Annotated in this window: 25 protein-coding genes and 1 pseudogene; 3 read left to right on the top strand and 23 right to left on the bottom strand. The window is 62.8% G+C overall.

Annotated elements, in window-relative coordinates; genetic code table 11:
- Positions 1-54 precede the first annotated feature (54 nt).
- The 23 genes from purF to LPA37_RS13675 all read right to left on the bottom strand — a co-directional run bounded on the left by purF (position 55) and on the right by LPA37_RS13675 (position 23,559).
- Positions 55-1,602, bottom strand: coding sequence for an amidophosphoribosyltransferase (purF, locus tag LPA37_RS13785; RefSeq protein WP_229012884.1), 1,548 nt, complete (start codon positions 1,600-1,602; stop codon positions 55-57).
- Between the two features lie 114 nt (positions 1,603-1,716).
- Positions 1,717-2,211, bottom strand: a complete 495-nt coding sequence (locus LPA37_RS13780; RefSeq protein ID WP_228978411.1) for a CvpA family protein — start codon at positions 2,209-2,211, stop codon at positions 1,717-1,719.
- A 7-nt stretch (positions 2,212-2,218) separates the two neighbouring features.
- Positions 2,219-3,088 (bottom strand): SPOR domain-containing protein, encoded by an 870-nt coding sequence (locus LPA37_RS13775; protein WP_228978409.1) that lies wholly within the window; start codon positions 3,086-3,088, stop codon positions 2,219-2,221.
- Between the two features lie 28 nt (positions 3,089-3,116).
- On the bottom strand, positions 3,117-4,427 hold the full coding sequence (gene folC / locus LPA37_RS13770; RefSeq protein ID WP_228978407.1) for a bifunctional tetrahydrofolate synthase/dihydrofolate synthase: 1,311 nt from the start codon (positions 4,425-4,427) through the stop codon (positions 3,117-3,119).
- A gap of 148 nt (positions 4,428-4,575) precedes the next feature.
- On the bottom strand, positions 4,576-5,448 hold the full coding sequence (gene accD / locus LPA37_RS13765; RefSeq protein ID WP_228978405.1) for an acetyl-CoA carboxylase, carboxyltransferase subunit beta: 873 nt from the start codon (positions 5,446-5,448) through the stop codon (positions 4,576-4,578).
- An 81-nt stretch (positions 5,449-5,529) separates the two neighbouring features.
- Positions 5,530-6,345, bottom strand: a complete 816-nt coding sequence (gene trpA, locus LPA37_RS13760; RefSeq protein WP_228978404.1) for a tryptophan synthase subunit alpha — start codon at positions 6,343-6,345, stop codon at positions 5,530-5,532.
- Positions 6,346-6,421: 76 nt separating this feature from the next.
- Positions 6,422-7,354, bottom strand: a complete 933-nt coding sequence (locus LPA37_RS13755) for a DNA-methyltransferase (RefSeq protein WP_229012883.1) — start codon at positions 7,352-7,354, stop codon at positions 6,422-6,424.
- 11 nt (positions 7,355-7,365) lie between these two features.
- Positions 7,366-8,559 (bottom strand): tryptophan synthase subunit beta, encoded by a 1,194-nt coding sequence (trpB, locus tag LPA37_RS13750; RefSeq protein ID WP_229012882.1) that lies wholly within the window; start codon positions 8,557-8,559, stop codon positions 7,366-7,368.
- A 59-nt stretch (positions 8,560-8,618) separates the two neighbouring features.
- On the bottom strand, positions 8,619-9,287 hold the full coding sequence (locus LPA37_RS13745; protein ID WP_228978502.1) for a phosphoribosylanthranilate isomerase: 669 nt from the start codon (positions 9,285-9,287) through the stop codon (positions 8,619-8,621).
- A gap of 47 nt (positions 9,288-9,334) precedes the next feature.
- Complete coding sequence (truA, locus tag LPA37_RS13740; protein ID WP_229012881.1) at positions 9,335-10,141, bottom strand: tRNA pseudouridine(38-40) synthase TruA; 807 nt, start codon at positions 10,139-10,141, stop codon at positions 9,335-9,337.
- Positions 10,141-12,201 (bottom strand): FimV/HubP family polar landmark protein, encoded by a 2,061-nt coding sequence (locus LPA37_RS13735; protein WP_324251883.1) that lies wholly within the window; start codon positions 12,199-12,201, stop codon positions 10,141-10,143. Before LPA37_RS13735 ends, truA begins: the two co-directional genes overlap by 1 nt.
- A gap of 227 nt (positions 12,202-12,428) precedes the next feature.
- The gene (gene asd, locus LPA37_RS13730; RefSeq protein WP_228978391.1) at positions 12,429-13,550 is read right to left on the bottom strand and encodes an aspartate-semialdehyde dehydrogenase; all 1,122 of its coding nucleotides are present in this window, start codon (positions 13,548-13,550) and stop codon (positions 12,429-12,431) included.
- 349 nt (positions 13,551-13,899) lie between these two features.
- Positions 13,900-14,967, bottom strand: coding sequence for a 3-isopropylmalate dehydrogenase (leuB, locus tag LPA37_RS13725; protein ID WP_228978390.1), 1,068 nt, complete (start codon positions 14,965-14,967; stop codon positions 13,900-13,902).
- Positions 14,968-15,055: 88 nt separating this feature from the next.
- A complete protein-coding gene (leuD, locus tag LPA37_RS13720; protein WP_228978389.1) occupies positions 15,056-15,709 on the bottom strand; it encodes a 3-isopropylmalate dehydratase small subunit in 654 nt (217 codons plus the stop codon).
- A 75-nt stretch (positions 15,710-15,784) separates the two neighbouring features.
- The gene (locus tag LPA37_RS13715; RefSeq protein ID WP_228978388.1) at positions 15,785-15,943 is read right to left on the bottom strand and encodes an entericidin A/B family lipoprotein; all 159 of its coding nucleotides are present in this window, start codon (positions 15,941-15,943) and stop codon (positions 15,785-15,787) included.
- A gap of 5 nt (positions 15,944-15,948) precedes the next feature.
- Complete coding sequence (gene leuC, locus LPA37_RS13710) at positions 15,949-17,358, bottom strand: 3-isopropylmalate dehydratase large subunit (protein ID WP_228978387.1); 1,410 nt, start codon at positions 17,356-17,358, stop codon at positions 15,949-15,951.
- 301 nt (positions 17,359-17,659) lie between these two features.
- A complete protein-coding gene (gene gltA, locus LPA37_RS13705) occupies positions 17,660-18,961 on the bottom strand; it encodes a citrate synthase (RefSeq protein ID WP_228978386.1) in 1,302 nt (433 codons plus the stop codon).
- An 83-nt stretch (positions 18,962-19,044) separates the two neighbouring features.
- The gene (locus LPA37_RS13700) at positions 19,045-19,317 is read right to left on the bottom strand and encodes an FAD assembly factor SdhE (RefSeq protein WP_228978385.1); all 273 of its coding nucleotides are present in this window, start codon (positions 19,315-19,317) and stop codon (positions 19,045-19,047) included.
- Position 19,318: 1 nt separating this feature from the next.
- Complete coding sequence (locus LPA37_RS13695) at positions 19,319-20,023, bottom strand: succinate dehydrogenase iron-sulfur subunit (protein WP_090536777.1); 705 nt, start codon at positions 20,021-20,023, stop codon at positions 19,319-19,321.
- 24 nt (positions 20,024-20,047) lie between these two features.
- Positions 20,048-21,823, bottom strand: a complete 1,776-nt coding sequence (sdhA, locus tag LPA37_RS13690) for a succinate dehydrogenase flavoprotein subunit (RefSeq protein WP_229012879.1) — start codon at positions 21,821-21,823, stop codon at positions 20,048-20,050.
- Between the two features lie 4 nt (positions 21,824-21,827).
- Positions 21,828-22,196 carry a succinate dehydrogenase, hydrophobic membrane anchor protein gene (gene sdhD / locus LPA37_RS13685; RefSeq protein WP_228978382.1) on the bottom strand — a complete coding sequence of 123 codons (369 nt, stop codon included), beginning with the start codon at positions 22,194-22,196 and terminating at the stop codon, positions 21,828-21,830.
- Between the two features lie 3 nt (positions 22,197-22,199).
- A complete protein-coding gene (sdhC, locus tag LPA37_RS13680) occupies positions 22,200-22,613 on the bottom strand; it encodes a succinate dehydrogenase, cytochrome b556 subunit (RefSeq protein ID WP_229012878.1) in 414 nt (137 codons plus the stop codon).
- Positions 22,614-22,758: 145 nt separating this feature from the next.
- Entirely contained in the window at positions 22,759-23,559 is an 801-nt protein-coding gene (locus LPA37_RS13675) for a GntR family transcriptional regulator (protein WP_229012877.1), read from the bottom strand.
- A 504-nt stretch (positions 23,560-24,063) separates the two neighbouring features.
- Between LPA37_RS13675 and LPA37_RS13670 the strand changes: the two genes are divergently transcribed.
- The 3 genes and pseudogenes from LPA37_RS13670 to LPA37_RS13660 form a co-directional block, all read left to right on the top strand.
- Positions 24,064-25,047 carry a malate dehydrogenase gene (locus tag LPA37_RS13670; protein ID WP_228978379.1) on the top strand — a complete coding sequence of 328 codons (984 nt, stop codon included), beginning with the start codon at positions 24,064-24,066 and terminating at the stop codon, positions 25,045-25,047.
- 216 nt (positions 25,048-25,263) lie between these two features.
- Positions 25,264-26,280: an HpcH/HpaI aldolase/citrate lyase family protein gene (locus LPA37_RS13665; protein ID WP_229012876.1), complete on the top strand. Its 1,017-nt coding sequence runs from the start codon at positions 25,264-25,266 to the stop codon at positions 26,278-26,280.
- 124 nt (positions 26,281-26,404) lie between these two features.
- Positions 26,405-26,527 (top strand): annotated as a pseudogene (locus tag LPA37_RS13660) (2-methylcitrate synthase); the annotation flags it as partial.

The raw sequence follows: 26,527 nt of genomic DNA, 5'->3' as shown, positions 1-26,527 counted from the left end.
CCTAACACGCGCGGTGCGTACCGTGCATCCGGCAATCGCGCCACGCATGCAGCCTTACTCGACCGACAGTTGCAGATGCAATTGCGAACGCGCGGCGCCGCCGTCGATCGCTTCGCTCGCCGCGTCGCGGTCCGATTGCGCGGAAGGCGCAAGACGAGCCCTCTCGATGCGATCGAGGTACTCGGTCGTGACATCGCCGGTGATGTAGTTGCCGTCGAAGCACGACGCTTCGAACGTCTTCAGCGCCGGGTTGATATCGCGAACCGCCTGCTTCAGCGCGTCAACGTCCTGATAAACGAGATGGTCAGCGCCAATCATGCGCGCCACTTCCTCATCGGTGCGGCCGTGGGCGACGAGTTCACCGCGCGTCGGCATATCGATGCCGTACACGTTCGGGAACTTCACCGGCGGCGCCGCCGAAGCGAAGATCACCTTGTTCGCGCCTGCATCGCGCGCCATCTGCACGATTTCGTGCGACGTGGTACCACGCACAATCGAATCGTCGACGATCAGCACGTTCTTGCCCTTGAACTCGATACCCATCGCGTTCAGTTTCTGGCGCACCGATTTCTTGCGCACGGCCTGGCCGGGCATGATGAACGTACGGCCGACGTAACGGTTCTTGAAGAACCCTTCGCGATATTCGACGCCCAGCTTCTTCGCGACCTGCATCGCGGCCGGACGCGACGAATCGGGAATCGGCATCACGACGTCGATCGCGACGTCAGGCAGTTCGCGCCGGATCTTCTCGGCGAGGTAGTCGCCCATGCGCAGACGCACGTTGTACACCGGCACGCCGTCGAGCACCGAGTCCGGACGCGCCAGATACACCAGTTCGAAAATGCACGGGTTCAGGCTCGGGGCCGTCGCGCATTGCTGTGCGTGGAAGTTGCCTTCGAGGTCGATGAAGACCGCTTCGCCCGGCTCGATATCGCGCACGAATTCGAAGCCAATACCTTCGATCGCCACCGATTCCGACGCCAGGATCCATTCGATGCCCTCCGGCGTTTCCTGCTTGCCGAGACACAGCGGACGGATGCCGAACGGGTCACGGAACGCGAGCAGGCCGTAACCGGCGATCAGCGAAACAATCGCATACGACCCGCGCACCCGGCGATGCACGCCCGACACTGCCTTGAAGAGCGCGGCCGGATCGAGTTGCAGGCCCGAGCTCGACAGCTGCAGTTCGTGCGCGAGCACGTTCAGCATCACTTCGGTGTCGGAGTTGGTATTGATGTGGCGGCGATCGACGCGGAACATCTCGTCTTTCAGCTGCTGCCAGTTGGTCAGATTGCCGTTGTGGGCAAGGATGATGCCGAACGGTGCGTTCACGTAGAACGGCTGGGCTTCCTCTTCGCTCGATGCCGAACCGGCCGTCGGGTAGCGCACCTGGCCGATGCCGGTGGTACCCGGCAGGCTGCGCATGTTGCGCGTGCGGAACACGTCGCGCACCATGCCGTTGGCCTTGTGCATGTGGAAGTTGCTGCCGTTCGCCGTGGCGATGCCGGCGGCGTCCTGACCGCGATGCTGCAGGAGCAGCAGGCTGTCATAGATCAGCTGGTTGACCGGGGATTGAGAAACTACGCCTACGATGCCGCACATGGCATGTCCTTCAAAGGTACACAATTCATAACGGCCGTGGACCGGTGCCGCCAGGGCAGCCGGACTCCGCCGGGGTGCTGCAGGCTTTCCGCGACACCTGCCCTCTGTTGAACGTCACACACGGACGTAGGCGGCGAGTGTCTCGGGAAGCAGCGGTTTCAGTTCCTGCACACCTTTCTCGGCGTAGGGCCGCAGCAAGGCGTGTTGCCAGAATTCCTGCTGGGGCAGTTCGGTCAGTCCCGCGAGCGCGACCAGAATCAGCACCAGAACGACCCCGCGCACGAGGCCGAACATCAAACCCAGCGACCGGTCGACGCCGGAGAGGCCGGTCGCCTGCACGAGCCGGCTGAGCAGCGCGTTCGCGACGCCTGCCACCAGCACCACACCGATCACGATCACCGCGAAGGCGATCAGCCACTGGGTCAGCGGGCCGCCCGGCCACGTAGCCGGGATATACGGCACGACATAGCCGACAAAGCGGCAAGCAATCAGAAACGCGGCAATCCAGCCAATCAGCCCGAACACTTCGGACAAAAACCCGCGCCACGTACCGCGTAGCGCCGACAGGCCGATGACCGCCATTACAGCGTAGTCGAAGGCAGTGAACATTGGCGGCTTACTGTGCAGCGCCGTTGTTCGCGCCTGACGTCAGGCCCGCTTCACGTACCTTCGCGATCGCCGCCGATGCCGCCGCCCGGTCCGCGAACGGCCCGGCGCGCAGCAACGTACGCATCGAACCGTCGGATTGCTTCCGACGCTCGGTATATGCGGGTACGCCCGCCGCTTTCAACTTCGTTGCCCAGTTATGTGCGCTCGCGTCGTCCGGAAACGAGCCGAGCTGCACGGCGAAACGACTGCCAGGCGGCATGGCCGGCGTGCCGGAATCGGCGTCTGCCGCGGCGGCGGTCGCCGCGGTCTGCGCAGGTTTCGTCGAGGGTTTTGTCTGAGGTGCCGGGTTCGCCGCGACAACCGGTGCCTGCGGCTTTGCCGGCTTCGCTGCCGTGTTCGCGTTCATCTCCGGCGCGGCGGCCTGTTTCGTGGCCGGTGTGGCCGGCGCCTTCGCAACCGCGTCCCGCTTCGCTTCAGCCGGAGCCGGACTCGAAGCGGAGAGCGCCTTGTCAACCGGCGGATTGTCAGGTGCGACACCTGCCTGCGTGTCTTCGGTGTCCGCGCTGGCCTTCGGCACAGGGCGGGCTGGAATATCGATCGAGATGTCGTCGGTGACGGGCTTCGGGTGCGAATCGAGCACCATCGGCAATACGACGACCGCGGCCACCACCAGCGCGATCGCGCCTACCAGCCGGCGCCGGGCGCGTTGCTTCTCGGGAAGTGTAGGGTCGAGCAGCATCGCATCCGCGTCGCTGGACCGCTCCGTGCGGCGGGTCCGCCGCTCCACCCGCTCGCCACGGGTGGTCCTGCTTGAACTGGAGTTTGCGCCACGCCGGCTGGGCGCGTCGTCTTTCTTACCGAACGAGAAAATTCCCATGAATGGCCTGGTTCGAGGCTGCGCGCGTTCAGTGTTGTTGCGATTTACGGTAGGCCATCACACCCGCCACCGTATAGAAGCTACCGAAAACCACGATTCTACCATTGTCAGGCACACGTTTTAGTGCGTCCTGAAAAGCTTCAGCAGGCGATTCGAAGCGTTGCACGCTGCTGTCCGGTCCATCCACGACACCCGCTTCGCGCAAGGCCGTCTCCAGCTGGACGGCGGAGGCGCCGCGCGGCGTCGGCAGATCCGTCACGCACCAGTGATCGATCTCGCCCTTCAGATGCTGCAGGATGCCAGCGATGTCCTTGTCGCGCATCGAGCCAAATACCGCGTATGTGTACGGAAAATAGCCCATATTGCCGAGATTCTGCGCGAGCACCGCCGCCGCATGCGGGTTGTGGCCCACATCCAGCACGACCGCCGGCAGCCCCGGCAACACCTGAAAACGGCCCGCCAGTTCGACGTTGGCGAGCCCCAGGCGGATGTCCTGCGCGGAAACCGGCAGACGGTCGCGCAGCGCTTCGAGGCCGGCGAGCGCCGCCGACGTGTTGATCAGCTGGTTCGCGCCACGCAGCGCCGGATACGCAAGCGCCGAGCGCCGCATCGTCCGGCCGACGTAGCTCCATTGCTGACGCTCGCTGCCCGCCTGCCCTTCGTAGCGGAAGTCACGGCCAAAGAGCCACAGGTCGGCGCCCGTCTTTTCGGCGTGATCGATCAGCGTTTGCGGCGGGACCGGATCGGCGCAGATCGCCGGCTTGCCCGCGCGGAAGATGCCGGCCTTCTCGAAGGCGATCTTTTCGCGCGTATCGCCGAGGTAATCGGTGTGATCAATGTCGATACTCGTGATGATCGCGCAATCGGTATCGAGAATATTGACCGCGTCCAGCCGGCCGCCAAGGCCGACTTCGAAGATCACCGCGTCCAGTCCGCGCGACGCGAACAGATGCATGATCGCAAGCGTCGTGAATTCGAAGTAGGTCAGCGAGACGGGCTCGGGCAGACTCCTGCGCGCCTGCTCCACGGCGTGGAAGTGCGGCAGCAGTTCGGCATCGGTAGCGTTCTGGCCGTTCACACGCGCGCGTTCGTTGAACGTCAGCAGATGCGGCGACGTGTGACACCCGACGCTATACCCCGCGCGCAGCAGGATCGATTCGAGGATCGCGCACGTCGAACCCTTGCCGTTGGTGCCGCCGACCGTGATCACCGGGCAGTCGAACGAGAATTGCAGCGCGTCGCGCACCTGGTTGATGCGGGCGAGACCCATGTCGATGCCGACAGGATGCGCGGATTCAAGATGCGTGAGCCACGCGTCGAGGGTCGAAAATGAGGTCATCGGTTGCAGCCGGACAAGACAGGTTAACCAGCAAGGCCAACATTATCCCGGAAACGACAGCGCGCCGCTCGATTGCTCTCGCGGCGCGCTTCTTTTTTACATCTGGCGCGCATCGCCGCTCCCAAGCGGCAAGCGCGTCGTCACTGGATCAGGCGACGGCGTCGGCCGGCTGGCGCGTGAGCAGCGCCATCAGTTGCGCGATCTCCTCGCGCAGCTTGCGACGGTCGACGATCATGTCGATCGCGCCCTTCGTCATCAGGAATTCGGCGCGCTGGAAGCCTTCCGGCAGCTTTTCGCGCACGGTCTGCTCAATCACGCGCGGGCCGGCGAAGCCGATCAGCGCCTTTGGCTCGGCGATCACGACGTCGCCCAGGAACGCGAAGCTCGCCGACACGCCGCCCATCGTCGGGTCGGTCAGCACGGAGATAAACGGGAGTTTCGCATCTGACAGCTTCGTGAGCATGGCCGTGGTTTTAGCCATCTGCATCAGCGAAAGCAGGCTTTCCTGCATCCGCGCGCCGCCCGAGGCGGTGAAGCAGATGAACGGCACCTGCTGCTCGAGCGCGTTCTGCGCGCCGCGCGCGAAGCGCTCGCCGACCACCGAGCCCATCGAGCCACCCATGAACGAGAACTCGAAGCACGCGACCACGACCGGCAGCGTGTGGATCGCGCCGCCCATGACGACCATCGCGTCGGTTTCGTCGGTGTCTTCCATCGCCTCTTTCAGGCGATCCGGGTATTTGCGGCTGTCCTTGAACTTGAGCGCGTCGACCGGCAGGATTTCCTGGCCGATTTCGTAGCGGCCTTCCGGATCGAGCAAACCGTCGAGCCGCGCGCGCGCGCCGATACGCATGTGATGGTCGCACTTCGGGCAAACGTGCAGATTCGCCTCGACGTCGTTGCGGTACAGCACCGCTTCGCACGACGGGCACTTGATCCACAGTCCTTCCGGAATCCCCTTGCGGCTTTTCGGATCGGTTTGCTTGATTTTCGGCGGCAGCAGCTTGTCGAGCCAGCTCATGTTGTATCCCTCAAAGGTCTTCTTCTACGTGCGAAGCGGCGGGACGAACCCGCCGCCTTGCCAGAGACGACAAAAATAGTGTTATCGCGCGGCCGTGCCGATGCTGTCGATCGCCTGACGCACTTCCGCGATGAAACGCGTCAGCGTGCCGGCGGCCGCTTCAGGCGAGGCCTCTTGCAGCAACTGGACGATCCGGCTGCCGATCACGACGGCATCGGAGACTTCGGCCACGGCGCGGGCCGTAGCGGCGTCCCGGATGCCAAAACCGACGCCCACCGGCAGGGGAACGCGCGACTTGATGGCCGGGATTTTACCCGCGATGCTGGAAACGTCCAGATTTGCCGCTCCGGTGACCCCTTTGAGCGACACATAATAGACGTAGCCGCTCGCGATCTTGCCGACTTCCGCGATACGGTCATCGGTCGACGTCGGCGCAAGCAGAAAAATCGGATCGATGCCTGCAGCACGCATTTTTTCGGCGAATGCCACCGATTCTTCCGGCGGGTAATCGACGACCAGAACACCGTCGACGCCCGCGTCCTTCGCCGCGGCCGCGAAGGCGTCGGCGCCCATGCGCTCGATCGGATTCGCATAGCCCATCAGCACGACCGGCGTTTTATCGTCTTTCTCGCGAAAGCGTTTGACGTCGGCGAGCACCGTGCGCAGCGAAACGCCTTTAGCCAGCGCGCGCTCCGACGAAGCCTGGATCACCGGGCCATCGGCCATCGGATCGGAAAACGGCACGCCAAGCTCGATGACGTCCGCGCCGCCCGCAGCGAGCGCATGCATGAATTCGACGGTGCGGGCGGGGTCCGGATCGCCTGCCGTCATGAACGGAATCAGGCCTTTCTTGCCCTGCTCGGCCAAAGCCGCGAATGTGTTCTTGATACGGGACATGGAAATTTTCTCGGAAAATCGTTAACTGCGCGCTAACGGCGCGTTATGTGCACGCGGATCGCACGATCGGGCCGGTTCAGCTCGATTCAGCCGCGGCGGCAGGCACAACGGGTGAGCCAGACGCACGCGGTGCCACCGGCGAGACCGCGCTTACGCGTTCACGCGCTATCGCGCAGTAACTTTCATTGATCTCATAGCCGACGAATTCGCGCCGCTGACGGGCGCAGGCGACTGCGGTGGTGCCGCTGCCCATGAACGGGTCGAGTACACGCCCGCCTGGTGGACAACTTGCCAGCACCATCCGCTCGACGATTTCCAGAGGCTTCTGGGTCGGATGATCGACGCGCTCGGCGTGCTGCCGGTGCAACCTCGATACCGACCAGACGTCCTTCGGATTATAGCCAAGCTCCAGCCACTTGCTGCCTTCGAACAACTTGCGCGAACGCGCCTTCTTCGTGACGGCATCGTACGGGATGCGGACGGGATCGAGATCGAAGTAATAATCCTTCGACACCGCGAAAAAACCGATGTTATCGTGCACCGACGTGAAACGGCGCGTCGTGCCGCCCATGCTGGGCACGCGCCGGTCCCAGACGATTTCGTTGACCATCGTGAGGCGTGACTTCAGGAAAACGAAGATTTCCGGCGCATATTGCCAGGTGCAGAAGATGTACAGCGAACCGGACGGCTTCAGCTTCGGAATCGCCAGATCCAGCCATTCGCACGTCCAGGCGAGAAAATCCTCGCCAGAACGCATGTCCGAATCGTTACCGTAGTCCTTGCCAAGCCCGTACGGCGGATCGGCCAGAATCAGGTCGATCGATCCGTCGGGCAGGTTCGCCGCATCGGTCAGAAAATCGCGGTTCAACAGTTCGATGCCCTTCGGTGCCGCCGGCACGTGGGGCATGACCGCCGGAGCGTCGGCCACGTCGGCCACTCCGGCCACGTCGGCCGCACGGGCGTCGATGGCCGGTTGCGGCTCGTCGAACTCCTCGATCTCGTCGCGCATCGTCGGGGCGCTCAGAACGTGATGCCCGATCGCTCGGCGACCGTATGCATGTCCTTGTCGCCCCGACCCGACAGGTTGACCAGAAGGTATTTGTCCTTCGGCAACGTCGGCGCGAGTTTCGCCGCGTAGGCGAGCGCATGGCTCGACTCCAGCGCGGGAATGATCCCTTCGATCCGGCAGCAGTCGTGAAACGCCTTCAGCGCTTCTTCGTCGGTGATGCCGACGTACTGCGCGCGGCCGCTGTCCTTCAGCCACGCGTGCTCAGGACCGACACCCGGGTAATCGAGACCGGCGGAAATCGAATGCGTCTCGATGATCTGGCCGTTTTCGTCCTGCAGCAGGTACGTACGGTTGCCATGCAGCACGCCCGGGCTGCCGCCGATCAGCGATGCGGCATGACGGCCCGTATCGATGCCGTCGCCCGCAGCCTCGACACCGATCAACTGCACCGATTTGTCATCGATATACGGGTAAAAGATGCCCATCGCGTTCGAACCGCCACCGACGCACGCAATTACCGCGTCCGGCTGGCGACCGACCAGTTCGGGCATCTGCACCTTGCATTCGTCGCCGATCACGCGCTGAAAGTCGCGAACCATCATCGGGTACGGGTGCGGACCCGCGACCGTGCCGATGATGTAGAACGTGTTTTCGACGTTCGTGACCCAGTCGCGCATCGCTTCATTGAGCGAGTCTTTCAGCGTGCGCGAGCCGGATTCCACGGGAACGACAGTCGCGCCAAGCAGCTTCATCCGGTAGACGTTGGCAGCCTGGCGGCGCACGTCTTCCGAGCCCATGTACACGACGCATTCCATGCCGAAGCGCGCGGCGATCGTCGCGGTCGCCACGCCGTGCTGGCCGGCGCCGGTTTCCGCGATCACGCGCGGCTTGCCCATGCGCTTTGCGAGCAGGGCCTGACCGATCACGTTGTTCACCTTGTGGGCGCCCGTGTGATTCAGGTCTTCGCGCTTCAGGAACACCTGTGCGCCGCCGAGCATCTCGCTCCAGCGCTGCGCATGGTAAATCGGGGAGGGGCGACCCACAAAATACTTTAATTCGCGCTCATATTCGGCGATAAAGTCGGGATCTTTCTGGTATTTCTCGTATGCCGCGCGCAGTTCATCAAGTGCGTGAACCAGCGTCTCCGCGACGAACACGCCGCCATACTGGCCGAAATGGCCTCTTTCATCGGGCAAGTTATACATTGCGTCACTCTTCTCAGAATGGAGCGCCGCAGGCTCCGGGAGCCGTGGCGCTGCCTGAATCATCCGGCGTCCGCTTCGCGCACCGCGCGTACGAACGCCGCCATCCGGGCGTGATCTTTCACGCCCTTCGCGCCCGGTACTTCGATGCCGCTCGAGACATCGACCGCGTACGGGCGCACGCGATGAATCGCATCACTGACGTTTTGCGCGTTCAACCCACCACTCAAAACGGCCCGACGCGCGAGCTCTGGAGGAATAAGTGACCAATCGAAAACCTGTCCGCCGCCACCATAACCGTCGACGAGTGCGTCGAGCAGAATGGCGCTGGCTGCTGAATAGTTAAGTGCCGATTTTACCAAATCGGCTCGCTGAGTATCGGCTCCGATGCGCAGTGCGCGCAACCAAGGCAAACCCGCAATGTTCGCGAGCGACTCGCACTGATCCGGTGTTTCGTCGCCGTGGAGCTGGAGCATTGTCAGGGGCACGTTCGCGGCCACTTCGCGCATCCATTCCGGCGACGCGTTCACGAACAGACCCACCACCGAAACGAACGGCGGAATGTCCCGGGTGAGCTCGACAGCCTGCGCGACGCTCACCGAACGCGGGCTGGCCGGATAGAACACCAGCCCGATCGCGTCCGCGCCGAGATCGATCGCGTGGGCGATGTGCCCGACCGTCGACAGCCCGCACAGCTTGATGCGCGTGCGACGGATTCGATGCTCTGGCATGGCGTCCTGTGCGTGTGCCGGATGGGACTGGTCGTTCGGGAGAGTTGTCATGGTTCGGGTTGCGTCCATACGGTGCTCCACGGCACGCTGCCTGCGTGCGCGGCCGGCACCGCGAAGGCCTCAGGATAGCTGACCTGCGCGAGATAGAGGCCGTCGGGCATGAAGGTGGGCGCCGCGTTGCTGCGGTTGCGGCTCGCCAGCACGTCAGCCAGCCAGCTTGCCGGATGACGCCCGCGACCCACCGCGACGAGGCATCCCATCAGGTTGCGCACCATGTGATGCAGGAACGCATTGGCGCGGAAGCGGAAGTGGACGAAGTCGCCTTGCTGACGCACGTCGATCTGATGCAGATGCTTGACCGGCGTTTTCGCCTGGCATTCGGATGAGCGGAACGCCGAAAAATCGTGTTCGCCGATCAGACAGGCCGCCGCGGCCCGCATGGCGTCGACGTCGAGCGGCGCGTGGATCCAGCCGGCCCGGCCGGTCAGCATCGGCGAGCGGACAGGATGGACGTACAGCACGTAGTAATACGTCCGTTCGAAGGCCGAGAAACGGGCGTGGAACGTCTCCGGCATCGGCTGGGCCCATTGCACGGCGACGGTCTTCGGCAGGAATGCGTTCGTGCCGCGCACCCACGAGAACGGTGTGCGATCGAGTTCCGTATCGAAGTGGACGACCTGTCCGAGCCCGTGCACGCCCGTGTCGGTACGGCCGGCCACGACCGTCTGCAACGGCGTCTGCGCGAATTCCCGCAGCGCGCGCTCGAGTTCGTCCTGCACGGTTTTGCCATGCGGCTGGGACTGCCAGCCGTAAAAGGCCGTGCCGTCGTACTCGATGCCCAGGGCAATTCGCATTACGAAAGCGGCGCGAGCGTCGAGAGGAGCGCGCGCGCTTCGTTACGGGTGGAAGCGTCGTTGGACTCGATTACTTCGTTGACCAGCGCCCGCGCGCCCGACAGATCGCCGAGTTCGATGTATTCCGCCGCGAGTTCGAGCTTGTTGCGCGCGATTTTCGCCAGGTCTTCCTGCGTGAAGGCCGGCAGAGACTGCGCGGGGCTCGGTGGCAGTTCGAGGTCGAAATCCAGCTTCAGCGCGCCGAACGGCATTGCGCCGAGACCCGCGACGGCGGCCGGGCCAGCGGTACCGGCGCCGATTTCATCAGCGGCACGCGGTGCTGCGGGCGGCTGGGCAACAGCCTGGCGGGCCGTGACTTCCGGTTCGACAACGGGTTGACTCGCCGCTGGCGGAAGACCGTCCAGCGTCATTTCGCCGAACGGCGCCGGCTGCTCCGTGCGCGGCGGCAGCGCCATATCGAGTGCGCCAAGCGCCGCGACGGCCTCGCGCGGGAATCCGGCGGCGTGCGACGGGAGTTCGACCGGCTCTGCAGAGGCCGGCTGCGCGTGTGCGTTTTCATTGAACGCGCGAGCGGACTCCTGACTGGCCATCGACTCATCCGCGTGCGGGTCGTGATCGGTGTGCTGGACGGGCGCATCGTGATGCACGTCAGGGGCAACGTAGGCGTCGGCCGCTTCGGCCTGCGACAACGGTTCGTTTGCGCTGGCTTGCGCCGGCTCTGGCTCTGCGTTCGCGGCGTGCGTCAGCGGTTCCGCTGGCTCGACTGGCAGCGTGGTTTCGGTTTCTGCTGCCTTCGGCGCCTCATCGTGCGCGCCTGCGCCGACATATCGGGCACCTTCGTCTTCTTCGGATTCATGCGCCGCGGGATCGATCTGTTCCACCGGCAGCGCCTCAGCGCCCAGTTCAGCCGCCGCTGCAAGACTCGCCGCGCCCGTCGCGCTTTCAGGTGTGTCAGGCTGGATCGACGGGAACGCCTGAGCCTGTACGTCGTCGCTCGCGAGCGGTGCAGCAGGCGACACGCCTTTTGCCTCTGCATCCGCACTGCCGGCATCCGCCGCCGGGCGGCGGCGGCGGCGCACAGTCAAACTCAGGATCAACGCAATCACCGCCGCAATGGCCGCTGCGATTCCCGCCATCACGCCCGGCGACAGCCCTGCTGTCCCCGTGCCCGCATTGCCTCCCACAGCGGCCGGTCCGACCGTCGCGCCGCTACCCGGCGCGACACCCACGCTGGCCTGCGGTGTGGATGCCGACGGCAGAGCCGCAGCGCTGCCCGCCTGCGGCGCCTTTCCGACCGGCACGATGCCGTGCTTCTGCAATTCCATCAGGACCCGGCTCTTCAACGCGAGCAGTTGCTGGAGACTCGACACCGACGTCCGCGCCTGCGATGCGGCCTGCGCCGCAACAGCAGTCGTCGCTGCGGACGAAGTCGCGGCGGACGCACCTTCAGCCGGCGCGCCGCCAGCCTGGATCGACCCGGTCCATACATGCGAGCCGCTGGCTGTCTGCGGCGCCTGTGCAGCCGCTCCCGCCGCCTGCGAAGCGCCTGACGTTGCCGCCACCGCCACGGATGAAGCCGCTGGCACACTCGCACCCGCCACGGCGCTCGCGCTATTCGGGGTCACACCCGCCGTGGTATTCGAAACTGCATTCGACGCAGCTGGCGCGCTGGCCGCTGGCGTAGACGCAGCCGGTGCCGACGCTGCCGCCACCGGCGCAGCGGCAGACGCCGCGCCCGAAGCGGAAGCCGCCGCCGAACCTGCCTCCGGCGCACTGGCAGCCACGCCCAGCGAATCCAGCGACGGCACGTTCAGCACCGCGCCCAGCCGCATACGACTCGGATCGTGTCCCATGAACGCGTTCGGATTGGAATCGAAGATCGCCTTCGATGCACGCGCGAGCGTCGCACGGTCGTGCGACTGCGTCAGCGCGATCGCGACGTCGTTGAGCGACTGTCCCGGACGCACCGTGTACTGCGCATCAGCTGATTCGACGACAGCCGGGGCACTGGCCGCGTCGGCGGTCGCTGCGTGTGCGATGCCTGCGCCGGTCCCACTCAATGCAAATGCGAAAGCAACAGCGGCCGCCAGACGACCCGCGCGAACACGGGAAACCATAGCAGCGGGAAGGACATGAAATCGAACGATCATCGGGAGCTCTGGCGCGGCATGGCGCTCGCCATGTTCAGGGTTGGAGGGTGACAGGAATTCGGAGCACACAATGAAAAAAGCGCCGCGCAAGCGCGACGCTTTCTGAATGTCTACGCTTCGTAATCGCGTAGTTTACTTTACTTGTCGAGCAGAATGCGAAGCATCCGACGCAGCGGTTCCGCCGCGCCCCACAGCAACTGGTCGCCGACCGTGAATGCCGACAGATATTCGCCACCCATCGCGAGCTTGCGCAGACGGCCGACCGGCACCGTCAGCGTGCCCGTGACCACGGCCGGCGACAGATCGCGCATCGACGCTTCGCGCTCGTTCGGCACCACCTTGACCCAGTCGTTGCCCGACGCGAGGATGCTGTTCACTTCGTCGAGCGGAACGTCCTTCTTCAGCTTGATCGTCAGCGCCTGCGAGTGGCAGCGCATTGCGCCGATGCGCACGCACAGGCCGTCGACCGGAATCGAACCGGCTTCGCCCATGGCCGGCTTGCCCAGAATCTTGTTGGTTTCCGCGCCGCCCTTCCATTCTTCCTTCGACATGCCGTTGCCGAGATCCTTGTCGATCCACGGAATCAGCGAACCCGCGAGCGGCACGCCGAACTGGCTGGTCGGCATGCGGTCGCTGTTCATCGCTTCCAGCACGCGGCGGTCGATGTCGAGAATCGCCGACGACGGGTCCGCGAGGTCTTCCTTCGCCGCGCCGTACAGCGTGCCCATCTGTTGCAGCAGTTCGCGCATGTTCTGCGCGCCCGCGCCCGATGCGGCCTGATACGTCATGGCCGTCATCCAGTCGATGAGGTTTTCGCGGAACAGGCCGCCGAGCGCCATCAGCATCAGGCTGACCGTGCAGTTGCCGCCGATGAAGTTCTTCTGGCCCTTGACCAGCGCATTCTTGATCACGTCGAGGTTGACTGGATCGAGAACGATGACCGCGTCATCCTTCATGCGCAACGACGAAGCCGCGTCGATCCAGTAGCCGTTCCAGCCCGCCGCGCGCAGCTTCGGGAACACCTCGTTCGTGTAGTCGCCGCCCTGGCAGGAGATGATGACGTCGCACTTCTTCAGGTCGTCGATGCTCGACGCGTCTTTGAGCTTCGTCTCGTTTTTAGCGAATGACGGCGCGTTGCCGCCCGCATTGCTGGTGCTGAAAAACACCGGTTCGATGAGATCAAAATCGCCTTCCTGCTGCATGCGCTGCATCAGGACGCTACCGACCATACCGCGCCAACCTGCGAGACCTACGTTCATGACTTCATACCCTTCGAGTGGAGGCTTCCCCGCAACTTTGCCCGCAGTGACCGCGCGGGGAAGACGGGCGGGCACAACAGGCGATCAGCGCTTCGTGATCGTTTTCGGGGTAATCGTTTTAATGAGCGATTCGATGGTAATGGCGAACTCAACCGCACGGGCCGTTTTGCCGTGGAGGTTTGCAATCGAGGAGATTTGAGGAAACTTCGCCATCACATAAATATACACGAAAATCGCAATCTGGCGGCCGTATGGCCGCAATTCCTGCCTTTCTGGCAGGCTAACGGACCGCTTTGCGCCCCGTTAGCCTTTACTGCGGTACTACGCGATGTCACGCTGCCAGTGCTGCTTACAGCGCGGCCAGTACCGCATCGCCCATTGCTGCCGTGCCGACCTGCGTGCAACCCGGCGTAAGAATGTCGCCGGTGCGATAACCCTGCTCCAGCACTTTCTTCACCGCGCTTTCGATGCGGTCCGCCTGTTCCACCTTGTTCAGTGAATAACGCAACATCATCGCGGCCGAGAGGATCGTCGCGAGCGGATTCGCCACGCCCTTGCCGGCGATATCCGGCGCCGAGCCGTGCGACGGCTCGTACAGACCCTTGTTGTTTTTATCGAGCGAAGCCGACGGCAGCATGCCGATCGAACCCGTCAGCATGGCGGCTTCGTCGGACAGGATGTCGCCGAACATGTTGCCGGTGACGATCACGTCGAACGACTTCGGTGCCTTCACGAGCTGCATCGCGGCGTTGTCGACATACATGTGCGACAGCTCGACGTCGGCGTATTCCTTCGACACGTCGATCATCACGTCCTTCCAGAACTGCGACGTTTCGAGCACGTTGGCTTTATCGACCGAAGTCAGCTTCTTGCCGCGCTTTTGTGCTGCCTGGAACGCGACGTGCGCGATGCGGCGCACTTCCGGTTCCGAATAGCGCATCGTGTCGAAGCCTTCCTTCGCGCCGGCGAACGGACCATCCGGCGCTTCGCGCACGCCGCGCGGCGAGCCGAAGTAAATGTCGCCGTTCAGTTCGCGCACGATCAGGATGTCGAGGCCCGAAACGATTTCTTCCTTCAGCGATGAAGCACCCGTCAGCTGCGGATAGCAGATCGCCGGACGGAAGTTCGCGAACAGCTGAAGATGCTTGCGCAGGCCCAGAATGGCCTGCTCCGGGCGCAGCGCGCGTTCGAGCGAGTCGTACTTCCAGTCGCCGACGGCGCCAAACAGGATCGCGTCAGCGGCCTTCGCGAGCGCGAGCGTCGATTCCGGCAGCGGATGACCCTGCGCCTCGTAACCCGCGCCGCCTACCGGCGCTTCTTCGAGTTCGAACTTTTCGCCAAGTGCGTTCAGCACCTTGACGGCTTCCTTGACGATTTCCGGACCAATGCCGTCGCCCGGCAACACTGCGATCTTCATGCGAATTCCTTGCTTTGTTCGTGAGTGCGTCGACGCGCCTGACCGGCCGAACGACAGGTCAGGCGTGCCAGCCAGATACCCGGGGCGTCTAGCCGACGATGCGGTGATTGAGCCACGGCTGCTTCGTGAGCCGTTCGGCTTCGTACTGACGGATCAGCTCCGAGTGACGCAGCGTGAGGGCGATATCGTCGAAGCCGTTCAGCAGGCAGTACTTGCGAAAGCCCGCGACTTCGAACGGATATGCAGCCGCGCCGTCCGACGTGCGCACGAGTTGTGCGTCGAGGTCGATCGTCAGCTTGAAGCCGTTGAACGCGTACGTTTCGTTGAACAGATGATCGACCTGCTGCTCCGTCAGCACGATCGGCAGCAGACCGTTCTTGAAGCAGTTGTTGTAGAAGATATCGGCGAAACTCGGCGCGATGATCGCGCGGAAGCCGTACTGCTGCAGCGCCCACGGCGCGTGCTCACGCGAGCTGCCGCAGCCGAAGTTTTCGCGCGCCAGCAGCACCGATGCGCCCTGATAGCGTGCCTGATTCAATACGAAATCGGGATTCAGCGGGCGCTTCGAGTTGTCCTGGCCCGGCTCGCCGTGATCGAGGTAACGCCATTCGTCGAATGCGTTCGGACCGAAGCCGCTGCGCTTGATCGACTTCAGGAACTGCTTCGGAATGATCGCGTCGGTATCGACGTTCGCCCGGTCGAGCGGCGCCACGACGCCGGTGTGTACAGTGAATTTATCCATGACGCTTGCGCCTGTTCAAAAGCGGGCGATGCGGCTGGCGGCAGCCAGGCATCGCCGGAAAGAATCAAAACCCGCTTATTTGTCAGCGTGATTGCTGATCGAGTTACCAAGGTGCGACATGTCTTCACCGAAGCCATGCACCGTGTTGCAGCCGGCCAGTCCTAGCAATGCAGCCGCCAGCGAACCCAGTGCGAGACGACGCAGCCACGTAAGACGATTGATGCTTTTCATCATGCGATTTATCCCAGCTTGCGAATATCGACGAAGTGCCCTTCGATGGCCGCGGCTGCGGCCATCGCGGGGCTCACGAGATGCGTGCGACCACCCGCGCCCTGACGACCCTCGAAATTACGGTTCGAGGTCGAAGCGCAACGTTCGCCCGGATCGAGCCGGTCGGCGTTCATCGCGAGACACATCGAGCAGCCCGGTTCGCGCCACTGGAAACCGGCATCGAGAAACACCTTGTCGAGACCTTCACGCTCCGCCTGCGCCTTCACGAGACCCGAGCCCGGCACCACCATTGCGAGACGAATGTTCGGCGCAACACGGCGGCCCAGCTTCTTCACGACATACGCCGCGGCGCGCAGGTCTTCGATACGCGCATTCGTGCACGAACCGATAAAGATCTTGTCCGGCTTGATCGATTCGATCGGCAGATTCGGTTCGAGCGCCATGTACTTCAGCGCGCGTTCCATCGCGTCGCGCTTGACCGGGTCTTTCTCGCGTTCCGGATCCGGTACGCGGCCGTCGATCGACGTCACCATTTCCGGCGACGTGCCCCACGTGACCTGCGGCACGATCTCCGCGGCGTTCAGTTCGACGACACGGTCGAACTTCGCATCGGCGTCCGAAACGAACTGCTTCCAGTATTCGACCGCGTGATCCCATTCCACCCCTTCCGGCGAGAACGGGCGGCCTTTCAGATATTCGATGGTCGTGTCGTCGACGGCGACCATGCCGGCACGTGCACCCGCCTCGATCGCCATGTTGCACACCGTCATGCGGCCTTCCATCGAAAGTGCGCGGATCGTCGAGCCGCCGAATTCGATGGCATAACCCGTGCCGCCTGCCGTACCGATCCTGCCGATGACGGCGAGCACGATGTCTTTCGCGGTACAGCCGCGCGGCAACGCACCTTCCACTTTCACCAGCATGTTCCTGCTCTTCTTCTGCAGGAGCGTTTGCGTGGCGAGAACGTGTTCGACTTCCGACGTGCCGATGCCGTGCGCGAGCGCGCCGAACGCGCCGTGCGTCGACGTATGCGAATCGCCGCAGACGATCGTCATGCCCGGCAGCGTGGCACCCTGTTCCGGCCCGATGATGTGCACGATGCCCTGACGCAGGTCGTTCATCTTGAACTGCGTGATGCCGTAGGCATCGCAGTTCGCGTCGAGCGTATCGACCTGCAGCTTCGAGACCGGATCGGCGATGCCGTGGCTACGGTCGGTAGTGGGCACGTTGTGGTCGGACACGGCCAGGTTCGCGCTGATGCGCCACACGGGGCGCTCAGCCAGTTTCAGGCCTTCAAACGCCTGCGGGCTGGTGACTTCGTGCAGCAGGTGACGGTCGATATAGAGAAGCGTCGTGCCGTCTTCTTCCGTGTGGACCACGTGCGTGTTCCACAATTTGTCGTAGAGAGTCTGTGCCATTGTATGCGGGTAGTAATAACTGGACTGCGGGGCAATCGTGTCCGGTCAATTATGCCACGCAGATGACAGCCGATGCTCACCCGATGCAGGGAAAAGCGATAAAAAACATGGGGTTGGCTGGTAGTGTCGATACCTGTATCGGCGTTACCCGGTAAGGGTTCGCAGGAACGGCCGGCCAGGCACAGGCAGACGTTGCCGCATGACACCACGCCGAAAAGCAAAACGCCCCGACGGAGTCTCCGTCGAGGCGTTTTGCCTGCGATGCAGCGATCAACCGCCGCACCGGACAACGACCGGCTGATTAACGCTTGCCGATCGGCTTGGCTTCGCGCGGCGTTTCGCCGATGAACAGCTGACGCGGACGGCCAATCTTCTGTTCCGGATCCGCAATCATCTCGTTCCACTGACCGATCCAGCCGACCGTACGTGCCATCGCGAAGATACACGTGAACATCGACGTCGGAATGCCCAGCGCGCGTTGCACGATACCCGAATAGAAGTCGACGTTCGGGTACAGCTTGCGCGACACGAAGTATTCGTCTTCCAGCGCGATCTTTTCGAGCGCCATGGCGAGCTTGAACAGCGGATCGTCGTGCAGGCCCAGTTCTTCGAGCACTTCGTGGCACGTTTCGCGCATCAGCTTCGCACGCGGATCGTAGTTCTTGTACACGCGGTGACCGAAGCCCATCAGCTTCACGCCCGAGTTCTTGTCCTTCACCTGCCTGATGAACTCAGGAATGTTGTCGACCGAGCCGATTTCTTCCAGCATGTTCAGTGCGGCTTCGTTCGCACCGCCGTGCGCCGGGCCCCACAGGCAGGCGATACCGGCAGCGATACAGGCGAACGGATTGGCACCCGACGAACCGGCCAGACGAACCGTCGAAGTCGACGCGTTCTGTTCGTGGTCGGCGTGCAGGATGAGAATACGGTCGAGCGCCCGCACCAGCACGTCGTTGATCTTGTACTCTTCGCACGGGTTCGAGAACATCATGTGCATGAAGTTCGCGCTGTACGACAGGTCGTTCTTCGGATACACGAACGGCTGGCCGATGCTGAACTTGTACGCCATGGCGACGAGCGTCGGCAGCTTCGCGATCATGCGGATCGCCGACACTTCACGGTGACGCGGGTCGTTGATGTTCAGCGAGTCGTGATAGAACGCCGACAGTGCGCCGACCGCTGCAACCAGCACCGCCATCGGGTGCGCGTCGCGGCGGAAGCCACGGAAGAAGAAGTGCATCTGCTCGTGCACCATCGTGTGCTTCGTGACGGTGTCGACGAATTCCTTCTTCTGCGCGACGGTCGGCAGTTCGCCCTTCAGCAGCAGAAAGCAGGTTTCGAGGAAGTCGGCGTTCTGCGCGAGATCGTCGATCGGGTAGCCGCGATACAGCAGTTCGCCCTTGTCGCCGTCGATGTACGTAATCGCCGAATTGCACGCTGCCGTCGACATGAAGCCCGGGTCGTACGTGAACTTGCCAGTCTGGCCGTACAGTTTGCGGATGTCGATTACATCCGGGCCCATCGTGCCCTTGTAAATCGGCATTTCAACGCTCGGCGAATTGTCGCTGAACGATAGCGTGGCTTTAACATCTGACGGGGTCATAGCACATCCTCAATCGAAGTATGGAAACAGGGTTTCGATAATTGCACGCCGGGACAAGACAGCTACGCATGCGCGCGTGATGCTCACGCTGTGCGCAGCAGCTCCAGCACCCGTTGGGTATCCGGGTCGGCAAGGTCGCCTTCTGGTTCCTTGCGCGAGAGAAGCAAGTCCATCAGGTCGTTATCGCTCAGCTCGAGCAGACGGGTAAGTGCCCCCACGTCGGCGTCGCTGAGGTCATGCTCATATCGGCTGAAAAAACGTTCGAAGATCAGATCGTTTTCCAGCAAACCGCGCCGCGCACGCCAGCGAAGGCGCGCGCGGCGAAGAGGGTCGGACTGATGCGGTGATCCGTCCATCTCAGACAGCGCGGCGAACCATCAATTCCTTGATCTTGCCAATCGCCTTCGTCGGATTGAGGCCCTTCGGGCACACATCGACGCAGTTCATGATCGAATGGCAACGGAACAGACGGTACGGATCTTCCAGGTTGTCGAGGCGTTCACCCGTCGCTTCGTCGCGGCTGTCCGCGATGAAACGATAGGCTTGCAACAGGCCCGCCGGACCCACGAACTTGTCCGGGTTCCACCAGAAGCTCGGGCACGACGTCGAACAGCTCGCGCACAGAATGCACTCGTACAGGCCGTCGAGCTCGTCGCGTTCTTCCGGCGACTGCAGGCGTTCCTTTTCCGGCGGCGGCGTATCGTTGATCAGATACGGCTTGATCGAGTGATACTGGTTGAAGAACTGCGTGAAGTCGCAGATCAGGTCGCGCACGACGGGCAGGCCCGGCAGCGGACGCAGCACGATCTTCTGCGGCAGGTCGTTCATGTTCTGCAGGCACGCCAGACCATTCTTGCCGTTGATGTTCATTGCGTCCGACCCGCACACGCCTTCACGGCACGAACGGCGGAACGACAGCGTTTCATCGACCGCTTTCAGCTTGAGCAGCGCGTCGAGCAGCATGCGCTCGTGCGAGTCGATTTCGATCTCGTACGTCTGCATGCGCGGTGCTGCGTCCTTGTCCGGATCGTAGCGGTAGATTTCAAATGTACGCTTTGCCATTTCTGAATTCCTTTGACTTGTGCCTTAGAAGGTCCGCGCTTTCGGCGGCACCGATTCGACGGTCAGCGGTTGCATGTGAACCGGCTTGTAGTCGAGGCGGTCGCCTTCGCTGAACCACAGCGTATGGCGCAGCCAGTTCTCGTCGTCGCGATGTTCGAAGTCGTCCTGTGCGTGCGCGCCGCGGCTTTCCTTGCGCGCCTCGGCGGAGACCATCGTGGCGCGGGCCACTTCGATCAGGTTCGCCAGTTCCAGCGCTTCGACGCGTGCGGTGTTGAACACCTTCGACTTGTCCTTCAGATGAATGCTGTCGACACGTTCAGCCACTTCGCGAATCCGCTCGACGCCTTCGGCCAGCAGCTTCGACGTGCGGAACACGCCGGCATGCGCCTGCATCGTGGCACGGATGTCGCTTGCGACGGCTTGCGTGTACTCACCCGACGACGACTTGTCGAGCTTGTCCAGACGCGACAGCGCGAAATCGGCAGCATCGGCGGGCAGCGGCTTGTGCTCCTTGATTTCCTTCACATGCTTGACGATGTGATTGCCGGCCGCACGGCCGAACACCACGAGGTCGAGCAGCGAGTTCGTGCCAAGACGGTTCGCGCCGTGGACCGACACGCACGAGCATTCGCCGACCGCGTAGAAACCGTTGACCGGATCTTCGTGACCCTTCGACGTGCCCACGACCTGACCGTGGATGTTCGTCGGAATGCCGCCCATCTGGTAGTGAATGGTCGGAACAACCGGAATCGGCTCCTTGATGCAGTCGACGTTCGCGAATTTCATCGCGATTTCGCGAATCGACGGCAAACGCTTCATGATCGTCTCGGCGCCGATGTGCGACAGGTCGAGCAGCACGTGATCCTTGTTCGGACCGACGCCACGGCCTTCCTTGATTTCCTGGTCCATCGAGCGCGAAACGAAGTCGCGCGGCGCCAGATCCTTCAGCGTCGGGGCGTAGCGTTCCATGAAACGCTCGCCGTTCGAGTTACGCAGAATGCCGCCTTCACCGCGCACGCCTTCGGTGATCAGCACGCCCGCGCCGGCCACGCCGGTCGGGTGGAACTGCCAGAATTCCATGTCCTGCAGCGCGATGCCCGAGCGCGCGGCCATGCCGAGGCCGTCGCCGGTGTTGATGAACGCATTGGTCGACGCCGCGAAGATCCGGCCTGCGCCGCCCGTGGCGAACAGCGTGGTCTTGCCTTCGAGGATATAGACGTCGCCGGTTTCCATTTCCAGCGCGGTCACGCCGAGCACGTCGCCGTCGGCGTCGCGGATCAGATCCAGCGCCATCCATTCGACGAAGAACTGCGTCTTCGCCGCGACGTTCTGCTGATACAGCGTGTGCAGCAGTGCGTGACCGGTACGGTCAGCCGCCGCGCAGGCACGCTGCACCGGCTTTTCGCCGTAGTTCGCCGTGTGGCCGCCGAACGGACGCTGGTAAATCGTGCCGTCGGCGTTACGGTCGAACGGCATGCCCATGTGTTCAAGTTCGTAGACTGCGTTCGGCGCTTCACGGCACATGAACTCGATCGCGTCCTGGTCGCCGAGCCAGTCGGAACCCTTGATCGTGTCGTAAAAGTGATAGTGCCAGTTGTCTTCGCTCATGTTGCCAAGCGATGCGCCGATACCGCCCTGGGCCGCCACCGTGTGCGAACGCGTCGGAAACACTTTCGACAGCACGCAGACCGACAGGCCCGCACGCGCGAGTTGCAGTGAAGCGCGCATCCCCGAGCCGCCCGCGCCGACGATGACCACGTCAAACTTGCGACGCGGCAGAGAATTTTTGATTGCAGCCATTCTTTTACACTCTCCAGAGAATCTGCGCAGCGTAGCCTGCACAACCGAGCAGCCAGACGATCGTCAGCGCCTGGAGGAACAAACGCAAACCCGCGGGCTTGATGTAATCCATCCAGATGTCACGGATGCCGACCCACGCGTGATAGAACAGCGACAGCAGCGTGACAAACGTGGCGAGCTTCATCCATTGCATCGCGAAGATCGATGCCCATCCGTCATACGAGAAATCGTGCGCGCCGAAGAAAAGCGCAAGCAGGATGACGGTGTAGACCGCCATGATGCAGGCGGTGATGCGTTGCGCGAGCCAGTCGCGCAGGCCGTAATGCGCGCCGACGACGAGGCGTTTCGAGCCGATCCGGTTATTGGCTGCCATTTTTCAGAATGCTCCAAACAGTTTTGCCGCAAACACAATCGTGAGCAGCGACGACACGACCAGCACGATGATCGACGTCTGCTTGCCACCTTCCTTCGACACTGCGTAATGCATGTCCATCACGAGGTGACGGATGCCGGCGCAGAAGTGAAACAGGAAGGCCCACGCAAGAACGAGCGTGATGAGCTTGACGATGATGTTGGAGAGGAAACCCTTGAAGACTTCGAAGCTGAGTTCTGAGGTGAGACTTTGATCGAAGAGGTACAGCAGGAACGGAAGAAATACAAAAAGCAGCCCACCGCTCAAACGATGGAGAATCGACACACGCCCCGCCAGAGGGAGACGGTATGCCGTCAAAATCTGCCCGATACCGATATTCCGGAATTCCGGTCTCGGTTTTTTTACGGCTTCAGCCATGCTAGACCCCTACTTGTAGTCACACTAATCCGCGATTTTAGCGCCTTTTCTTTTCGCGCTGCAGCGTAACAACGCTCAACACTGTTACGGCACACGCGATAAAGGCGTCTTCATACGGGCTGCGCGCCTGGCGCAGCGCCATCATTCAGCTCAAGTCATTCTGATAGTAATACCCTGTTGTGACATACCATCCACGCCGCACTTCGACGGGACGATCGCCATAGGTATATGAAACGCGTTCGACGGAGAGTAGCGGAAAGCCAGCCGGTACGTGCAGCAGGTCCGCCACCGACGGCTCCGCGGCTACCGCGCGGATCTTTTCGGTCGCGCGGATCATGCGCGTGCCGAACTCCGTTTCGAACATCGCGTAGAGCGGCCCCTCGTACTCCTGGAGACGCTCGAGCGTCAGCCCGCGGAACACAACGCCGGGCAGCCAGATTTCATCGAGTACGGTGGTTTCGCCGTCGAACTGCAGCAGGCGCTTGATGAGCACGACCGGGTCGGCCGGCTTCAGGTCGAGCTGGCGGGCAATATCGGCCGAAGCACGCAGCCGCCTGCATTCGAGCAGCCGGCTGACGTGCGGATGTTCCACGCCGTCATCGGCCAGTAATCTGAGGAAGCGAAACTGGGCGCGGTCTTCGTTGTGCGTTGCAACAAACGTACCCTTGCCCTGACGGCGCACCAGCAGGTTGTCGGCGGCGAGCTCGTCGATCGCCTTGCGCACGGTGCCCTGACTGACCTTGTAGCGCGACGCCAGTTCGACTTCACTCGGAATGATCTCGCCCGGCTTCCATTCGCCGGACTCGAGGCTCTGCGTAATGAGCCCCTTGATCTGCTGGTAAAGCGGACTGAACGTGGGCGACATGGCAGGCACGGCAGCGGGCACTGCCTCGCCGCTGGCAGCCGGGCCGATCGGGTTCGCGGTGCTCGCCGGGTTCGAAGTCATCCGCGCATTTCATCATAAAGGGCCGTCCGCCGTCCAGAGTTTTCCCCTTTACACTTATGTCTTATATAAGACATAAGATAATGTTGACTTTGCGCTGCCTGACTTCTACACTCCTTGTCGAGCAAGGGTTTGCGGGTGGTCAGGCATTGCATTTTCTGCATGATCGCCGCGCCGCGAAAGCCGCCCTGCACCACGCCGCACCCTCCCGCAGTTCAGGTTTCGATTCGCCCGTCAGTGCTTCGTCAGACGCTTCCGGAACACGCTGTTGCAGGGCCCGCGTCATGCAGTGGCCAGATGCAGCGCTCGCCGCTCCCTGTTTTACCCGCTCAGCCGTACAGGCACAGGTTTTCCGGCATGGCGGCCTCGCCGCAGCACGCCTTCCAGCTTCATTACAGGCTGTCCGCGCGCTGCGAATTCCGCTGTGTTTAACCGACGCTTCGAGCAACGCGCATATAGAATGGCGTTTTCCCTTAGCGTCTAACGCATCGTCCTGGAGATTTCTCAATGGCTAAGCCCGCAAAGCGCGTTGCCGTCACCGGCGCCGCAGGTCAAATCGCTTACTCCCTGCTGTTCCGCATCGCCAATGGCGACCTGCTCGGCAAGGACCAGCCGGTCGTCCTGCAGTTGCTGGATCTGCCGCAGGCGCAAGCCGCCGTTAAAGGCGTCGTGATGGAACTGGATGATTGCGCATTCCCGCTGCTGTCGGGCGTCGTGATCACTGACGATCCGAAGGTCGCATTCAAGGATGCCGACGTCGCCCTGCTGGTTGGCGCGCGTCCGCGTTCGAAAGGCATGGAACGCAAGGACCTGCTGTCGGCGAACGCCGAAATCTTCACGGTTCAGGGCAAGGCGCTGAACGAAGTCGCAAGCCGCGACGTGAAGGTGCTCGTGGTCGGCAACCCGGCCAACACGAACGCCTATATCGCGATGAAGTCGGCGCCGGATCTGCCGAAGAAGAACTTCACCGCCATGCTGCGTCTCGACCACAACCGCGCGCTGTCGCAGCTGGCCGCGAAGTCGGGCAAGCCGGTCGCCTCGATCGAAAAGCTCGCCGTGTGGGGCAACCATTCGCCGACGATGTACCCGGATTTCCGCGTTGCAACGGCTGAAGGTCAGGACCTGACGAAGCTGATCAACGACGACGAGTGGAACCGCAACACGTTCATCCCGACCGTCGGCAAGCGCGGCGCGGCGATCATCGAAGCGCGCGGCCTGTCGTCGGCAGCATCGGCGGCGAACGCAGCGATCGATCATGTGCATGACTGGGTGCTCGGCACGAACGGCAAGTGGGTCACGATGGGCATTCCGTCGGACGGTTCGTATGGCATTCCGGAAGACATCATCTACGGTGTGCCTGTAACGTGCGAAAACGGCGAGTACAAGCGTGTCGAAGGCCTCGCGATCGACGCTTTCTCGCGTGAAAAGATGGACGGCACGCTGAACGAGCTGCTCGAAGAGCGCGACGGCGTGCAGCATCTGCTTGGCTAATCGCTGATGCAAATGAACCGGAGCTCCGTTGCAGCGCGGCGGGTTCCGGTTTTTTCACGTGCGGATGCGTGCGTGGCGCCTCGTTCGAACGCAACCTGAACGAAGCGTCGCCCACGTTTTCCTCACCTGATCCGGACGCGTTTTGCCAGCCTGCCGCCCCGCAGAGCGCGCCCGAATCGGTTTGATCAACAGACACCCACGCCCCTGACGTCGACGATGCGCGCCCTTTCCCCCGCCGAAGTGTTGTTCGAAGGCGAAGCGCCACCCGCTGTTCTGCCTGCCTGCGATCACTACGCCGGCAGCGAAAAGCTGATGCTGAAATCGCTTGCCTTGCAGCAGGCGCTCGGGCCCGTATTCGACGTCACGCTCGATTGCGAAGATGGCGCGCAGGTCGGCCGCGAGGCGGAGCACGCGGAACTCGTCGCTTCGCTGCTGGGCAGCGAGCATGACCGCTTTGGCCGCGTCGGCGTGCGGATTCACGATTTCCAGCATCCTCACTGGCGCGACGACGTGCGCCTGATCCTGCGCGCCGCGAAGCGCGCGCCGGCGTACATCACCCTCCCGAAGATCCGCAACGTGCCCGATGCCGCCGAAATGTGCGCGTTCGTCGAGGCCACGCGTCGCGAACTCTCGATTGCGCAGCCGGTTCCGGTGCAGTTGCTGGTCGAGACGCACGGCGCGCTCGCGCGCGTGTTCGATCTTGCCGCGTTGCCGGGCGTCGAGGCGCTCAGCTTCGGCCTGATGGATTTCGTTTCGACGCATGACGGCGCGATTCCCGATAGCGCGATGCGCTCGCCAGGCCAGTTCGACCATCCGCTCGTACGGCGCGCCAAGCTCGAGATTTCGGCGGCCTGCCATGCGTACGGCAAGGTGCCGTCGCACAATGTCAGCACTGAAGTGCGCGACATGAGCGTCGTCGCGAACGACGCGAGCCGCGCCCGCAACGAATTCGGCTACACGCGCATGTGGAGCATTCACCCCGCGCAGATCGAAGCGATCGTCGCGGCGTTCGCACCGCGCGACGCGGAGATCACCACCGCTGCCGAGATCCTGCTTGCCGCGCAATCGGCGCAATGGGGCCCCACGCGTCACCACGACACGCTCCACGACCGCGCGAGCTATCGCTACTACTGGTCGGTGCTGCGCCGCGCGCGTTCGACCGGCCGCGCCGTGCCCGACGAAGCCGCGCCGCTGTTCGCAACCCAGGTTGCAACCGGGAGCGCCGTCTCGTGACCGATCGACGCAATGCATTCATCCAGAAGCGCGACTTTTCGCTGGAAAGCCGCGACTGTCAGGCCGCAGGTAATCGACATACCGCCGCCACGAAAATGAGCGGATATACAGGAGATTGCTGGAGATGAGCGAGACGACACAAGCCGCGGCACCGGTCGGAAGCGGCGCATTCAAACCGAAGAAATCCGTCGCCCTGTCGGGCGTGACGGCGGGCAACACGGCGTTGTGCACGGTCGGCAAGACCGGC

The sequence above is a fragment of the Paraburkholderia gardini genome (assembly GCF_907164545.1).
GTDB classification, from domain to species: Bacteria; Pseudomonadota; Gammaproteobacteria; order Burkholderiales; family Burkholderiaceae; genus Paraburkholderia; species Paraburkholderia gardini.
The sequence above is the reverse complement of the archived record's forward strand: the minus strand, read 5'-3'. Positions and strand labels throughout refer to the sequence as shown.

What these genes read in the sequence shown, in the direction of transcription:
- LPA37_RS13780 (WP_228978411.1), bottom strand. Translation starts at nt 2,211, where the DNA reads ATGTTCACTGCCTTCGACTACGCTGTAATGGCGGTCATCGGCCTGTCG.
- LPA37_RS13700 (WP_228978385.1), bottom strand. Translation starts at nt 19,317, where the DNA reads ATGGACGGATCACCGCATCAGTCCGACCCTCTTCGCCGCGCGCGCCTT.
- trpA (WP_228978404.1), bottom strand. Translation starts at nt 6,345, where the DNA reads ATGTCCCGTATCAAGAACACATTCGCGGCTTTGGCCGAGCAGGGCAAG.
- LPA37_RS13670 (WP_228978379.1), top strand. Translation starts at nt 24,064, where the DNA reads ATGGCTAAGCCCGCAAAGCGCGTTGCCGTCACCGGCGCCGCAGGTCAA.
- purF (WP_229012884.1), bottom strand. Translation starts at nt 1,602, where the DNA reads ATGTGCGGCATCGTAGGCGTAGTTTCTCAATCCCCGGTCAACCAGCTG.
- gltA (WP_228978386.1), bottom strand. Translation starts at nt 18,961, where the DNA reads ATGACCCCGTCAGATGTTAAAGCCACGCTATCGTTCAGCGACAATTCG.
- LPA37_RS13775 (WP_228978409.1), bottom strand. Translation starts at nt 3,088, where the DNA reads ATGGGAATTTTCTCGTTCGGTAAGAAAGACGACGCGCCCAGCCGGCGT.
- folC (WP_228978407.1), bottom strand. Translation starts at nt 4,427, where the DNA reads ATGACCTCATTTTCGACCCTCGACGCGTGGCTCACGCATCTTGAATCC.
- LPA37_RS13745 (WP_228978502.1), bottom strand. Translation starts at nt 9,287, where the DNA reads ATGCCAGAGCATCGAATCCGTCGCACGCGCATCAAGCTGTGCGGGCTG.
- asd (WP_228978391.1), bottom strand. Translation starts at nt 13,550, where the DNA reads ATGAACGTAGGTCTCGCAGGTTGGCGCGGTATGGTCGGTAGCGTCCTG.
- sdhC (WP_229012878.1), bottom strand. Translation starts at nt 22,613, where the DNA reads ATGGCTGAAGCCGTAAAAAAACCGAGACCGGAATTCCGGAATATCGGT.
- LPA37_RS13695 (WP_090536777.1), bottom strand. Translation starts at nt 20,023, where the DNA reads ATGGCAAAGCGTACATTTGAAATCTACCGCTACGATCCGGACAAGGAC.
- leuD (WP_228978389.1), bottom strand. Translation starts at nt 15,709, where the DNA reads ATGGATAAATTCACTGTACACACCGGCGTCGTGGCGCCGCTCGACCGG.
- accD (WP_228978405.1), bottom strand. Translation starts at nt 5,448, where the DNA reads ATGAGCTGGCTCGACAAGCTGCTGCCGCCGAAAATCAAGCAAACCGAT.
- leuC (WP_228978387.1), bottom strand. Translation starts at nt 17,358, where the DNA reads ATGGCACAGACTCTCTACGACAAATTGTGGAACACGCACGTGGTCCAC.
- trpB (WP_229012882.1), bottom strand. Translation starts at nt 8,559, where the DNA reads ATGTATAACTTGCCCGATGAAAGAGGCCATTTCGGCCAGTATGGCGGC.
- sdhA (WP_229012879.1), bottom strand. Translation starts at nt 21,823, where the DNA reads ATGGCTGCAATCAAAAATTCTCTGCCGCGTCGCAAGTTTGACGTGGTC.
- sdhD (WP_228978382.1), bottom strand. Translation starts at nt 22,196, where the DNA reads ATGGCAGCCAATAACCGGATCGGCTCGAAACGCCTCGTCGTCGGCGCG.
- truA (WP_229012881.1), bottom strand. Translation starts at nt 10,141, where the DNA reads ATGCGAATTGCCCTGGGCATCGAGTACGACGGCACGGCCTTTTACGGC.
- LPA37_RS13665 (WP_229012876.1), top strand. Translation starts at nt 25,264, where the DNA reads ATGCGCGCCCTTTCCCCCGCCGAAGTGTTGTTCGAAGGCGAAGCGCCA.
- LPA37_RS13715 (WP_228978388.1), bottom strand. Translation starts at nt 15,943, where the DNA reads ATGATGAAAAGCATCAATCGTCTTACGTGGCTGCGTCGTCTCGCACTG.
- leuB (WP_228978390.1), bottom strand. Translation starts at nt 14,967, where the DNA reads ATGAAGATCGCAGTGTTGCCGGGCGACGGCATTGGTCCGGAAATCGTC.
- LPA37_RS13755 (WP_229012883.1), bottom strand. Translation starts at nt 7,354, where the DNA reads ATGCGCGACGAGATCGAGGAGTTCGACGAGCCGCAACCGGCCATCGAC.
- LPA37_RS13675 (WP_229012877.1), bottom strand. Translation starts at nt 23,559, where the DNA reads ATGACTTCGAACCCGGCGAGCACCGCGAACCCGATCGGCCCGGCTGCC.